Here is a 12545-nt window from a genome sequence, read left to right as displayed (position 1 = left end):
GGACTCCCCCCAGAGTCCGGCACGATCGCGGAAATCGTCCTCCGCTACCACGCCTCGCCCCCACGATACGGTTTTGGGGACACGCGCGTTGTATACGTTCACGCCGCGTCTCGGGTCGCTGCACCCGATTCGGAGCTACGGCCCGGGTTTTGTTGGCCCATTTCTCCTATTTGTGACGCCAAAGCGCGCGAACGACCATGAATTCACCGGGTGACCGGCGCACGGAGCGAATTCTTGGACCGCGTTCGCTCGGGCGTGTCTCGCCTCAGATGCCCAGGACCGACTTCGCGATCGAGAAGTAGACGATGAGCCCCGTCGCGTCGCAGAACGTGGAGATGAACGGCGTCGAGAACACGGCGGGGTCGACCCGGATGGACTTCGCCACGAGCGGCATGACGCCGCCGACGGTCGCCGAGATCGTGCAGACCGACAGCAGCGTGAGACCGATGACCGTGCCGATGCCGATGCCGTAGAACGTGGTCGCGATAGCGAACGCGACGGCCCCGAGCGTCACGCCGAGCACGATGCCGGTCCGCAGCTCCTTGAGCGCGACCGGCCAGGCGTTCCTGGGGCGCACCTCCCCCATGGCCAGGGCCCTCGTGACCGTGGTCGCCGCCTGCGAACCGGTGTTGCCGCCGATGCCGGTCAGGAGTGGGATGAACAGCGCGAGCGCCACCTGCTGCTCGAGGGTCGCCTCGAAGAGCTCGAGCACGCTCACCGTCAGAATCGCGGAGACGGCGAGCACGAACAGCCAGACGATGCGGGAGCGGACGACGGCGAAGACCGGTGTCGTCAGGTACGGGCGCCGCAGCGGTTCGGCTGCGCCTGCGTGGGCCTCGTCCTCGTCGCGAGCGGCCTCGACCATCCGGTGCGCGTCGTCGCTCGTGAGCAGCCCGATGAGTCTGCTCTCGCGGTCGACGATCGGCATCGCCAGCACGCCCCGGTCGACGAGGGTGCGGGCCGTCACCTCGGCGTCGTCGTCGGCGTGCGCGTACAAGGCCGTGGCCATGTGGGTCTCGACCGCGTCGTCCGGGTCGGCGAAGAAGAGCTCCCGGAGGCTCACGACACCGAGCAGGTGCCGCTCGTCGTCGATGACGGGGATCGTGTAGATGGTCTCCGCGTCGCCGCCCCGCTGCCGGATGCGCTCGAGGGCGACGCCGACGCGCTCGTGCGGGTAGACGTGGACGTAGTCGGGGGTCATGCGCCTGCCGACGGAGCCGACCGGGTAGCCCAGGATGATGGCCGTCCCGCCGCGCTCATCCGCCGGCAGGTCCTGGATGAGCCGCTTCGCGATCTTCGCCGGGAGCTCGTCCATGAGGGCGACCCGGTCGTCTGGGTCGAGTTCCGAGAAGACCCTCGCGACGTCGGCGTCGGAGAGCTGCGCGACGACCTCGCGCTGCGCGGGTGCGTCCATGCGCTCGAAGACGGTCATGGCCTCGTCCTTCGGCAGGAGCCGGAACGCGACCCCGGCGTCTCCTGCAGGCAGGCGTTCGAGCAGCACGGCGACCTCGGGCATCGGCGCGCTCCCCAGCGCAGACGCGACAGCGCTGAGGTCTCCCCGGGCGAGTTCGGTGGTCACGAGTTCGACAAGATCGTCGAGAGAGTGGAACGGGGGCATGTGGGAAATGCAAGCACACTCAGGCACTGGTCCCGCCGCCCGCGCGCCGCATCCGGTCGATGCCGAGGTCCGGCTGCCCGCCGCGAACCGCGTGCCGCTCGCTACGATCACTGCATGTATGAAACCATCCGCGTTCGCGGTGCTCGCGAGAACAACCTCAAGGGAGTCGACGTCGACATCCCGAAGCGCAAGCTGACGGTCTTCACCGGCGTCTCCGGCTCCGGAAAGAGCTCGCTCGTCTTCGGCACGATCGCCGCGGAATCTCAGCGACTCATCAACGAGACCTACACGGCCTTCGTGCAGTCGTTCATGCCGAGCCTGGCTCGGCCCGACGTCGAGGTGCTGGAGGGGCTGAGCGCGTCCATCGTCGTCGACCAGGAGCGGATGGGGTCGAACGCGCGTTCAACGGTGGGCACGGCCACCGACGCGCACACCATGCTTCGCATCATCTTCTCGAGGCTCGGGACGCCCTCAGCCGGGCCAGCCGGTCACTTCAGCTTCAACCTCGCGGAGGGCATGTGCCCGCGCTGTGAGGGAATAGGCCGCGTGACCGACCTGGATCTCGACGAGGTCGTCGACCGCTCGAAGTCGCTCAACGAGGGCGCCATCACCATTCCCGGCTACAAGGTCGACGGGTGGATGGTCCGCGGCTACTCCGAGGCGCCGTTCCTCGACGGCGACAAGAAGGTCGCCGAGTACTCGGACCAGGAGCTTCAGGACTTCCTGTACAAGGAGGCGACGAAGGTCCACGTGCCAGCCCTGAACATGAACATGACGTACGAGGGGCTCGTCCCGCGCATCCAGAAGTCGATCCTGTCGAAGGACCCCGAGGCGGCCCAGCCGGCGATCCGCGCGTTCATGGATCGGGCCGTCACGTTCACGGCCTGCCCCGACTGCGAGGGGACCCGCCTGAACCAGGCGGCCCTCGCCTGCCGCATCGACGGCAAGAACATCGCGGACTGCTCGTCGATGCAGATCAGCGACCTGGCCGTCTTCATGGCGGGGGTGCAGGACCCGCAGGTAGCGCCCGCCATCGCGACGCTGCAGGAGACCCTCGACTCGCTCGTGAACATCGGACTCGGCTACCTCAGCCTCGACCGCGAGTCCGGGAGCCTCTCCGGAGGCGAGGCGCAGCGCGTGAAGATGGTGCGTCACCTCGGCTCCAGCCTCACCGACATCACCTACGTCTTCGACGAGCCGACGGTCGGGCTGCACCCCCACGACATCCAGCGCATGAACGAGCTGCTGCTGCGCCTGCGCGACAAGGGCAACACGGTGCTGGTCGTCGAGCACAAGCCGGAGACGATCGCGATCGCCGACCACGTCGTGGACCTCGGCCCGCGTGCCGGCTCTGGCGGCGGCGAGCTGATGTTCGAGGGCACGGTCGAGGGACTGCGCGCGTCCGGCACGCTCACGGGCAAGCACCTCGACGACCGCGTCCCGCTGAAGGACACGACTCGCACCTCGACGTCGAGCCTCGAGATCCGCGGCGCGACGCGCCACAACCTCAAGGACGTGGACGTCGACATCCCCCTCGGGGTGCTGACGGTCGTGACCGGCGTCGCTGGTTCCGGCAAGAGCTCCCTCATCCACGGGTCGATCCCGAAGTCCGCGAACGTCGTGGTCGTCGACCAGACGTCGATCCGTGGGTCTCGCCGCAGCACGCCCGCCACGTACACGGGCGTGCTGGACGCGATCCGCACGGCCTTCGCGAAGGCCAACGGCGTGAAGCCCGGCCTGTTCAGCGCGAACTCCTCAGGGGCCTGCCCGAAGTGCAACGGCCTCGGGGTGATCTTCACGGACCTCGCGATGATGGCGGCCGTGTCGACCGTGTGCGAGGAGTGCGAAGGGAAGCGCTTCCAGGCCGAGGTGCTGCAGTACACGCTCGACGGGAAGAACATCAGCGAGGTGCTCTCGATGTCGATCGACGAGGCGCACGAGTTCTTCTCGACGGGGCCGGCCAACAAGGTGCTGGCGCGGCTCGTCGACGTCGGCCTGGGCTATCTCGGCCTCGGCCAGCCGCTGACGACGCTCTCGGGAGGCGAGCGCCAGCGGCTCAAGCTCGCGATCCACATGGCCGAGAAGGGCGGCGTCTACGTGCTCGACGAGCCGACGACCGGTCTGCACCTCGCCGATGTGCGGCAGCTGCTCTCGCTGCTCGACCGGCTCGTCGAGTCGGGGAAGTCGGTCATCGTCATCGAGCACCACCAGGCCGTCATGGCGCACGCCGACTGGATCATCGACATCGGGCCCGGGGCCGGGCACGACGGGGGCTCCGTCGTCTTCGAGGGAACCCCCGCGCAGCTCGTCGACGATTCCTCGACCCTCACCGGGCAGCATCTGGCCCGCTACGTCGGCGCGTAGCGTCGCCGAGGCAGACGATCGCGCGGCGGCACCCTGCGGAACGTCATCCAGCGAGACTGGTCAGCTCGTGCTCGCCTCGAGACCCTTCAGCTCGCGCTCGAGGTTGCGTCGTGCTCGCGGCTCCCAGTCCTCGGGGGCCGCGGGCGAGACGAAGAGGCGAGCTGATCCGAGGAGCGCGCGGAGCACAGACGCTCGGCCGATGCGCCACTGCGCGTCTGGCACATGCGCGTAGTCGCGGCGGACAAGGGCGACGTAGCGGGCGTAGCCGTCCTCAGGACGCGCGAGGACGGCGAGGTCCGCATCCATGAGGATCTGCCCCGCGGCATCCCCGGGCTGGACCCGGTGGTCGATCGTGGCCAGCACGAGGCGCTCGACGTTCTCCACGAGCTCGGGCTCGAGACCGAGGGCGCCGAGCCGCTCCACCGCCAGGGCTGCGCTGGCGCGTTCGTCGTCACCCGCCGCCCCCTCGTAGACGGCGTCGTGGAACCAGGCGGCGAGGCGGGCCGTGAGCAACTCGCGCCCGCTCAGCGGGGACCCCATCTCGGTGGCTCTGCGGCGCAGCGTGTCGACGGCGTCGAGCACCGACAGCAGGTGCGTGACGTCGTGGTAGTTGCGGGAGGTGCCCGACCAGGCGTCAAGCAGGTCGTCACGGAGCGCATCCGCCGCCGCCCGCCTGTCGCGGGCTATCTCTCGCTCGAGCTCGCCCCAGCGGCGCACGAGGATGAGGCGGGCTCGCTTCGGCCGGTCCCTCGCCGGTACGCGCACGCCCCCTGCGACGAGGCGCCGCACGAGCTCGGACCCTCCGACCGGTTCGGCTCCCATCGCGACGAGGGCGCCGTACTGCTCAGCGGGAACGTCGTAGTGGTCGAGGTCGAAGGCCCTGCCCCTGATGCCGGCCTTCGCCGCGAACGCGTGCAGCTCATCCACCGAGGAGTCGGAGACGAGATGCGAGAAGGTCGTGCCGTGCGCGGGCCAGACAGGCGGATCGATCAGGATGACCATCCAGAGAGACTACGACTACCCTTGCCACATGGTCTCCCGTGTCAAAGGTGCAGTTGTCCGTGGCAAGAATGAACCGGTGTCGATTGAGACGGTGCTGGTCCCCGATCCGGGGCCAGGCGAAGCTGTGGTCGACATCATCACGAGCGGTGTCTGCCACACCGATCTCCACTATCAGCAGGGTGGGATCAGTGACGACTTCCCGTTCCTGCTCGGCCACGAGGCCACCGGCCGTGTCTCGGCGATCGGCGAGGGCGTGACCGAGATCGAGGTCGGCGACCGGGTCATCCTGAACTGGCGCGCCGTGTGCGGCGAGTGCCGCGCCTGCGCGAAGGGGCAGCCGCAGTACTGCTTCAACACGCACAACGCGACGCAGAAGATGACGCTCGAGGACGGCACCGAGCTCTCCCCCGCGCTCGGCATCGGCGCCTTCATCGAGAAGACGCTCGTCGCCGCCGGGCAGTGCACGAAGGTCGACGAGGAGTCGGACGCCGCTGCGGTCGGCCTGCTCGGCTGCGGCGTCATGGCGGGCATCGGAGCCGCGATCAACACTGGCGAGGTGAAGCGCGGCGAGTCGGTCGCGGTCATCGGCTGCGGTGGCGTCGGCATGGCGGCCATCGCCGGTGCCGCCCTCGCCGGTGCCACCACGATCATCGCCGTCGACATCGACGCCGCGAAGCTCGAACGTGCGGCGCACTTCGGCGCAACCCACACCATCAATTCCCGCGAAGAGGACGTCGTCGAGGGCGTCCGCGCCCTCACGGGCGGCTTCGGCGCCGACGTCGTCATCGAGGCTGTCGGACGGCCAGAGACGTACAAGCAGGCGTTCTACGCGCGCGACCTCGCGGGCCGGGTTGTCCTGGTGGGGGTGCCGACGCCCGAGATGACCCTCGAGCTCCCGCTGCTCGACGTGTTCGGACGGGGCGGATCCCTGAAGTCCTCCTGGTACGGCGACTGCCTCCCGAGCCGCGACTTCCCGATGCTCGTCGAGCAGTACCGCCTCGGCAGGCTCGACCTCGACGCGTTCGTGTCGGAGCGCATCGGCATCGAGGACATCGAGGCGTCGTTCGAGCGGATGAAGGACGGCACCGTCCTCCGATCGGTGGTGGAGCTGTGAGCGGCCACGGGAAGGTCCGCATCGATCGCATCGTCACGAGCGGCACGTTCTCACTCGACGGTGGCACCTGGGACGTCGACAACAACGTCTACCTCGTCGGTGACGACGATGACGTGGTGGTGATCGACCCTGCCCACGACGCGCAGGCGGTCCGGGACGCGGTGGGAGACCGGCGAGTTCGCCGGGTCCTGCTGACGCACGGGCACGACGACCACATCGCGGCGGCGCAGGAGTTCGCGACGCTCGTCGACGCTCCCATCGCACTGCACGGTGGCGACCGGATGCTCTGGGACGCCGTCTACCCCGACGCAGCACCCGACATCGAGCTCACTGATGACGACCGCATCCTGATCGACGAGGTCGACCTGCAGGTGCTGCACACCCCAGGCCACTCCCCAGGGTCGGTGTGCTTCTACGCGCCGGCGCTCGGGACGCTGTTCAGCGGCGACACGCTCTTCAGCGGCGGCCCGGGAGCCACGGGACGCAGCTACAGCGACTTCGGCACGATCATCGCCTCGATCTCGGATCGCCTGCTGACCCTGCCGCCCGAGACGACGGTGCTCACGGGACACGGTGACGCGACGTCGATCGGCGCGGAAGCTCCGCACCTCGAGGAATGGATCGCTCGTGGACACTGACACACAGAGCGGGGCAGCCGACGCAACCGCCTACGACGTGATCGTGATCGGCGCGGGCCCAGTCGGCGAGAACGTGGCGGACCGTGCGGTGCGTGGGGGCCTGAAGGCCCTCGTCGTCGAGAAGGAGCTCGTCGGGGGCGAGTGCTCGTATTGGGCATGCATCCCCTCGAAGGCCCTCCTCCGCAGCGGTTCAGCGCTCCGCGCGGCGCGCGCGGTCCCCGGGGCTCGGGAAGCCGCGACCGGCGACCTCGACGTCTCGGCCGTTCTCGCGCGGCGCGACTCCTACGTCTCCGATTGGAGCGACGAGGGTCAGGTGAAGTGGCTGTCTGGCGCTGGCATCGACCTGGTTCGCGGGCACGCGCGCCTGACGGGGGAACGGGAGGTGACCGTCGGCGACACCACGTACGCGGCGAGGGTCGCCGTGGTCGTCGCGACCGGTTCGGCGGCGCTCCTGCCCGATATCCCCGGCCTCGCCGACGCGTCCCCCTGGACGAGCCGAGAGGCGACTGCCGTCAAGAGCATCCCCGAGTCGATCACGATCATCGGCGGAGGCGTCGTGGCGGTCGAGATCGCGACCGCGTACACGGACCTCGGCGCCAAGGTGACCCTGCTCGTCAGGAGCCGCGTGCTCGGCGGGTTCGAGGAGTTCGCCGGGAAGGCGGTGGCTGACGCCCTGCGCTCTCGCGGCGCGGAGGTCATCCTGGGCACTTCACCGTCGAGCGTGAACCGTGACGCAGCTGGCCGCGTCGCGGTGAGTCTCGACGACGGCCGCGTGGTCGAGAGCGCTGAGCTGCTCGTCGCGACGGGGCGCGTCCCTCGGACCGATGATGTGGGCCTCGAGGTGGCCGGGCTCGAACCCGGTTCGTGGATCGACGTGGACGACACGATGCTGGTGCGCGGCAGCGACTGGCTGTACGCGGCGGGCGACGTGAACCATCGCGCGCTTCTCACCCACCAAGGCAAGTATCAGGCTCGGGCTGCAGGCGACGCGATCGCGGCTCGGGCCGCGGGACGTGCTCTGGACGACGGCCCGTGGGGAACCCACGCGGCCACGGCCGACCATGTCGCGGTGCCGCAGCTGGTCTACTCGGATCCCGAGGTCGCTGCCGTCGGTCTCACGAGCGCGGCAGCGGAGAAGCAGGGCCTCCGTGTGCGGTCGGTTGACGTCCCGATCGGCAAGGTCTCCGGGGCGTCGCTGCACGCCGAGGGGTACGAGGGCACGGCGCGGATGGTCGTCGACGAGGAGCGCGGCGTCATCGTCGGGTTCACCATGGTGGGCCCCGATGTGGGCGAGCTGCTGCACTCGGCGACGATCGCAGTCGTTGGTGAGGTGCCGCTGTCGAGGCTCTGGCACGCAGTGCCATCGTTCCCGACGATGAGCGAACTGTGGCTGCGTCTGCTCGAAGCCTACGGGCGGCCCGAATAGCCCGACGGCACACGGGGCATCACGGGGCAGGTTCTCGATGCTTGCTCGCCTGCATCGGGCGCCTGCCCTCGGACGCCTCCCCCGGGTGCCTGCCCTCGGGTGCCTGCCCTCGGGTGCCTGCCCTCGGGTGCCTGCCCTCGGGTGCCTGCCCTCGGACTCCTGCCCTCGGGTGCCTGCCCTCGGACGCCTGCCACGGTGCCTGCATCGGGCGCCCGCCCTCGGACGACTACCCGTGGGTGCCTGCCTCGGGCGCCTGCCCCCGGACGCCCTGCCACGGGACAGGCGCCTACCCCCGGACGCGTGCCGCGGGCGCCTGCCCTGGGTGCTGCCCGTCGCGTTCGTGACGCCGGGCCGGGATCAGCCGTGGGCGCCGGCGAAGACCTCTCGCACGGTGGGCGCGCTGACGGGGCCCGGGAGGACGTCGACGGCGTCGCCGGCGGCGACCCTGCCCGTCTTCGCGACGCGCAGGTATGCGCCGACGCGGCCGGTCGAGCCGAATCGCTTGACCCAGCCGCGTTCGTCCTCGCCGCCGACCCAACGGGCGAAGGTCTGGCACGGAACCCGTGGGGCGGTGACGACGAGCTCGACGGTGCGGGACGAACTCGCCGACGTCGGGTCGCCGATGCGGAGCGTGTCACCGATGCAGAGCTCGTTGACGTCGATGCCGTCGATGCGGAGGTTCTCGCCGAAGAAGCCCGGGGCGAGTTCCCTCCCGAGTTCCGCTGCCCAATAGTCGGCGTCCGTCTGCGAGTAGGCGTAGATGGCCTGGTCGAGTCCACCGTGGTGCTTGCGGTCCGCTTGCACGTCGCCGTACACCCCGTAGCGGCCAACCTTGACCGTCCCATCGAGGGGTCGCTTGTCGATGGCGGTGACGCCGATGGCGCCTGGATCTTTGCGGAGCTGCGCGACGGCGCAGATGGCGAGCAGGCTGACCAAGGTCGGCTCAGTTGCCGCGTTTGGCGTGCAGTTCGGCGACGCGGGCGTTCTCGGCGCGGACCTTCGCTTGGACGCCGCGCTCATGGGAGAGCCACGAGGGTGCTGCTTCGAGGAGCGCCTGGATCTCGGCGGTCGTGAGCGCTTCGGTGACGCCGCCCCTGGCGAGGCCCGAGTTGGTGATGCCGAGTTTGCGCGCGACGACGTCGCGCGGGTGGGGGCCGGTGCGGCGCAGCTCTTGGAGCCATTCCGGTGGCGTCTCCTGGAGCTCGAGGAACGCGCTGCGGGTGAGCGGCGTCTGCTGGAATGCCTCGGGTGCGGCCGGCAGGTAGATGCCGAGCTTCTTGGCCGCCGTGGCCGGCTTCATCTTCTGTTCCGGCCCGCGGTCTGCTGCGGTGTCGTTCTCGTCCGTCGGCTGGTTGTCGGTCGAGGTGCCCTCTGATTCGCTCATCTGTGCATCGTACCCAGTAGCCTTGCGGGCATGGAGACTCCGACGCACCTCACGGTCGCTCTGGCCCCCGGCATCAATCCACGGAAGTGGTCTCGTGTGTGGGAGGAGCGACGAGCGGAGACGCCGCTGGAGTTCACGACCGTGCACGCGGCCGAGGCTCGCCAGCTCATCCTCGACGATGTTGCGCAGGTCGCGTTCGTGCGCCACCCCTTCGACCGTGATGGGGTGAACGCCATCGATCTGTTCGCCGAGGATGTGGTGGCCGTGGTCGCCGTGGAGTCGGACCTCGATGTCGACGAGCCGCTGCGGCTCGAGGAGCTCGACGACTGGCAGCTGGTGCTGGCCGCTTGGACGCCCGATTGGGCGGAGGCTGCTGAGCGGCTCGGCCTCGACTCGGGTGCGTCGGCCATGACCACCGACGCCGCGGATGCGATGGAGCTGGTGGCTGGAGGCGCTGGAGTTGCCGTCGTCCCACAGTCCGTCGCTCGGCAGCACGCACGCAAAGACGTCACGTATCGGGTGATCAGCGATCTTCCCCGGGTTCCGGTGTCGATCATCTGGGCGGCTGAGGATGATCGCCTCGATACGGAGGAGTTCGTGGGCATCGTCCGGGGACGGACGGCCGGGAGCTCGCGAGGCCGCACGGGCGCGAAGTCGGCGGCGTTGCAGCGGGAGGAGCAGCAGGCGCTGGCCGAGGCGGAGCGCCGCGTGAAGGAGCAGCAGAAGAAGCGGGCGACGGCGAAGCGGATCGGCACGTCGTCCGGCACGAGCCGTGGCGCCCAGCTGGCTGCGAAGCGGGCCAAGGCTGGCGGCTCGGGCGGGAAGCGCAAACGCCGGTAAGCCCGGTCAGCCCGGCAAAGGTTCTGTATGCGTCTCGGACGTTGCTCGTCCGCATCCGTCGGTTCGGTGCGCGCCAGCCGCCCCATCAGGGGCACACCGCGCGTGTCGTGCGGCCTGGCCAATGGGTGTCGCCAGGCCAACCGAAGGGTGTCGCTCGTCGGTAGCGCCTGTCCGCGCCGTCGGGCCTCGAACCCTGGGCCTCGGTCAGAACGGAGGTTCATCTGCGGTTCTCGTTTCCGGGGGCTCGGCGGCGGGCGGACTCGTCCCGCGGTTTGCTGGTGATGGCTCCCCCGGCGTGAGGTAGTCGTCGTTGGGTGTGAAGTAGACGTCGTGGTGCTCGGGTCTGTCTGTGCACGCCTTGCCGCTTGGGGTGCGCCAGTCGAGGATGCCGCCCCCGAGTTCTTCGACGCTCCAGGCGGTGGCGTGTTTCATGACGTGGTGGTGCTTGCAGAGCCCGCAGAGGTTCTCCAGGGTGGTGGTGCCGCCGTGTTCCCAGGCGTGGGTGTGGTCGAGGTCGCATCTCGCGGCGGGTTGTCGGCAGCCGGGCCAGCGGCAGTGGATGTCGCGGGCGGCCAGGAAGTTCCGCATCGCGGCCGTAGGGCGATAGCTGTCGACGGCTTCGACGGTGCCCGTGATCGGGTCGGTGAGGATCCGGAGGAACGACGGCGCATTCGCGGCGAGGCGCATCGCCTCTTCGAGCGGAACCGGGACCATGCCGTCGAGCAGGGCTGGGGCCGGGGTGAGGCGGGTAGCGCCTGACGCGCGGCTGGCGCCGGCAACGACGCCGCCCGTCCCACCAGGGCCGCTCACGCCGGCACCGGCAACAGCACTGGCACCAGCGCTGGCACCACGGGCCGCGCCATTCCTCCCCGGCGCGGTGAGGGCTGAGAGGATCGGGATCGTGAAGGCGACGTTCGCCTGGATGCCTGCCGCAGCGGCGCAGGACATCGGGTCGGACGTGAGCAGCATGTCCGCGAACAGGTCGGCCTTGACTTCGTCGATGGTGCGCTCATCAGGAGCGTCCACGGCGGGGTCGGCAGCGGCGTCGACATCGACGCGGGCGCCGGCATCGACACGCGCATTGGCAGCGGCGGCGACATCGACGCGGGCGCCGGCATCGACACGCGCGTCGGCGCGGGCACCGCCATCGACATGCGCATCGGCGCGGGCGTCGACATCGACATGCGCATCGGCGCGGGCGCCGCCATCGACATGTGCGTCGGCGCGGGCGTCGACATCGACATGCGCATCGGCGTCGGCATCTGCCCCTGCCCCGAACGGGCCTCGCCTCCCGGCTGCACCGGCGCTGGTCGCGCTCCTGGCAAGTTTCGTGCTCGCGGGCTTCGGCCGCGCTTTGATGAGCGCCTTGCCCTGCTTCCGCAGTCGGTCCGCGATCGCCGTGCCCTCGATCAGCGGGAGCCTCGCACGCAACAGGCACATGCCGTTCTCCGTCGCCGTCACCGACACGTAGCGGGTCTTCCGCGCTCGCTCGTACCGCTCGGACACCGACTCCTCCGTCAGCGACTCCGCGACCCGAGCCGCGGCCATCCGCAGCGCCTTCGGCGGCAGCACTCGCGAACCCAGCTCGGCGAGCATCACCCGCACGAACTCACCCCGCCGCGCCGCCTGCTCGTCCGAATCAACATGAGACACCGACAACCCTGCCCCCGTGAGCACCCGCAGCTGCTCTTCGCTGAGCTTCCCCTCACCGAGCGCATCGACGAGACCAGGAAACTCTCGCACCGCGATGCCAGCATCCGACAACGCGCCCTCAGCCGCCGACTGCCCGATCTGCTCGATCAGTGCGACCTCCGCCGCGACCGACTGCACGTGCATGGCATGTTCGGCGGTGCCGTCGAGGGCGTCCAGAACCGACGCCATCTCCGCCAACTTCGCGCGTACCCGCACCTGGTCCGAGGCCACGATGGCCGCCATGACTGCGAGGTCCGCGTCCCAGTCCAGCAGGAACTTCCGCCACGCCACGACCGAAGACGGGTCGTGAGGATCAAGCCCCAGGACCTTCAGCGGTTCACCGTCGTAGGAGTACATAGCTGCATCTTGGACCGGACCACCGACATTGCAGACACTGACGGCGAAAGAAGCAGAAAAGGGCAGGTCCCGCGCGTGTCTCGCACACCCGACACCGACTTCGAGCGGCA

Annotated in this window: 10 protein-coding genes; 5 read left to right on the top strand and 5 right to left on the bottom strand. The window is 69.6% G+C overall.

The genetic code is table 11. The features are described 5' to 3' along the window. Positions 1-265: 265 nt before the first annotated feature. Positions 266-1618 carry a magnesium transporter gene (mgtE, locus tag F8O03_RS07715; protein WP_151423362.1) on the bottom strand — a complete coding sequence of 451 codons (1353 nt, stop codon included), beginning with the start codon at positions 1616-1618 and terminating at the stop codon, positions 266-268. A gap of 114 nt (positions 1619-1732) precedes the next feature. Here mgtE and F8O03_RS07710 point away from each other — a divergent pair, with 114 nt between their 5' ends. Continuing rightward, positions 1733-3982, top strand: coding sequence for an ATP-binding cassette domain-containing protein (locus F8O03_RS07710; protein ID WP_151423361.1), 2250 nt, complete (start codon positions 1733-1735; stop codon positions 3980-3982). A gap of 60 nt (positions 3983-4042) precedes the next feature. On the opposite strand, the gene F8O03_RS07705 is transcribed toward F8O03_RS07710, so the two are convergent. Then, the gene (locus F8O03_RS07705) at positions 4043-4984 is read right to left on the bottom strand and encodes a DUF4031 domain-containing protein (RefSeq protein WP_151423360.1); all 942 of its coding nucleotides are present in this window, start codon (positions 4982-4984) and stop codon (positions 4043-4045) included. Between the two features lie 28 nt (positions 4985-5012). Here F8O03_RS07705 and F8O03_RS07700 point away from each other — a divergent pair, with 28 nt between their 5' ends. The 3 genes from F8O03_RS07700 to F8O03_RS07690 are packed head-to-tail and all read left to right on the top strand — an operon-like array spanning position 5013 to position 8162. Continuing rightward, positions 5013-6098, top strand: coding sequence for an S-(hydroxymethyl)mycothiol dehydrogenase (locus tag F8O03_RS07700; RefSeq protein ID WP_151423359.1), 1086 nt, complete (start codon positions 5013-5015; stop codon positions 6096-6098). Beyond that, positions 6095-6736 (top strand): MBL fold metallo-hydrolase, encoded by a 642-nt coding sequence (locus F8O03_RS07695; RefSeq protein WP_151423358.1) that lies wholly within the window; start codon positions 6095-6097, stop codon positions 6734-6736. Before F8O03_RS07700 ends, F8O03_RS07695 begins: the two co-directional genes overlap by 4 nt. Further along, positions 6726-8162, top strand: coding sequence for a dihydrolipoyl dehydrogenase family protein (locus F8O03_RS07690; RefSeq protein ID WP_151423357.1), 1437 nt, complete (start codon positions 6726-6728; stop codon positions 8160-8162). Before F8O03_RS07695 ends, F8O03_RS07690 begins: the two co-directional genes overlap by 11 nt. A 357-nt stretch (positions 8163-8519) precedes the next feature. Here the strand turns inward: F8O03_RS07690 and F8O03_RS07685 are convergent, their stop codons facing one another. Further along, positions 8520-9098 carry an MOSC domain-containing protein gene (locus F8O03_RS07685; RefSeq protein ID WP_208851822.1) on the bottom strand — a complete coding sequence of 193 codons (579 nt, stop codon included), beginning with the start codon at positions 9096-9098 and terminating at the stop codon, positions 8520-8522. A gap of 7 nt (positions 9099-9105) precedes the next feature. After that, a complete protein-coding gene (locus F8O03_RS07680) occupies positions 9106-9462 on the bottom strand; it encodes a DUF5997 family protein (RefSeq protein ID WP_151423632.1) in 357 nt (118 codons plus the stop codon). A gap of 114 nt (positions 9463-9576) precedes the next feature. Between F8O03_RS07680 and F8O03_RS07675 the strand changes: the two genes are divergently transcribed. Next, positions 9577-10386, top strand: coding sequence for a LysR substrate-binding domain-containing protein (locus F8O03_RS07675; protein ID WP_151423355.1), 810 nt, complete (start codon positions 9577-9579; stop codon positions 10384-10386). A 204-nt stretch (positions 10387-10590) separates the two neighbouring features. On the opposite strand, the gene F8O03_RS07670 is transcribed toward F8O03_RS07675, so the two are convergent. Further along, a complete protein-coding gene (locus F8O03_RS07670; RefSeq protein ID WP_151423354.1) occupies positions 10591-12435 on the bottom strand; it encodes an HNH endonuclease signature motif containing protein in 1845 nt (614 codons plus the stop codon). Positions 12436-12545: the final 110 nt, after the last annotated feature.

Origin of the sequence: Pseudoclavibacter terrae (assembly GCF_008831075.1) — a bacterium.
GTDB lineage: Bacteria > Actinomycetota > Actinomycetes > Actinomycetales > Microbacteriaceae > Pseudoclavibacter > Pseudoclavibacter terrae.
Note: the sequence above shows the minus strand (reverse complement) of the source record. Positions and strands in the feature narration are given on the sequence as shown.

Excerpts from the sequence above, each read along its gene's own strand:
- mgtE (WP_151423362.1), bottom strand. The coding sequence starts at position 1,618 with ATGCCCCCGTTCCACTCTCTCGACGATCTTGTCGAACTCGTGACCACC.
- F8O03_RS07710 (WP_151423361.1), top strand. The coding sequence starts at position 1,733 with ATGTATGAAACCATCCGCGTTCGCGGTGCTCGCGAGAACAACCTCAAG.
- F8O03_RS07705 (WP_151423360.1), bottom strand. The coding sequence starts at position 4,984 with ATGGTCATCCTGATCGATCCGCCTGTCTGGCCCGCGCACGGCACGACC.
- F8O03_RS07700 (WP_151423359.1), top strand. The coding sequence starts at position 5,013 with ATGGTCTCCCGTGTCAAAGGTGCAGTTGTCCGTGGCAAGAATGAACCG.
- F8O03_RS07680 (WP_151423632.1), bottom strand. The coding sequence starts at position 9,462 with ATGAAGCCGGCCACGGCGGCCAAGAAGCTCGGCATCTACCTGCCGGCC.
- F8O03_RS07675 (WP_151423355.1), top strand. The coding sequence starts at position 9,577 with ATGGAGACTCCGACGCACCTCACGGTCGCTCTGGCCCCCGGCATCAAT.
- F8O03_RS07670 (WP_151423354.1), bottom strand. The coding sequence starts at position 12,435 with ATGTACTCCTACGACGGTGAACCGCTGAAGGTCCTGGGGCTTGATCCT.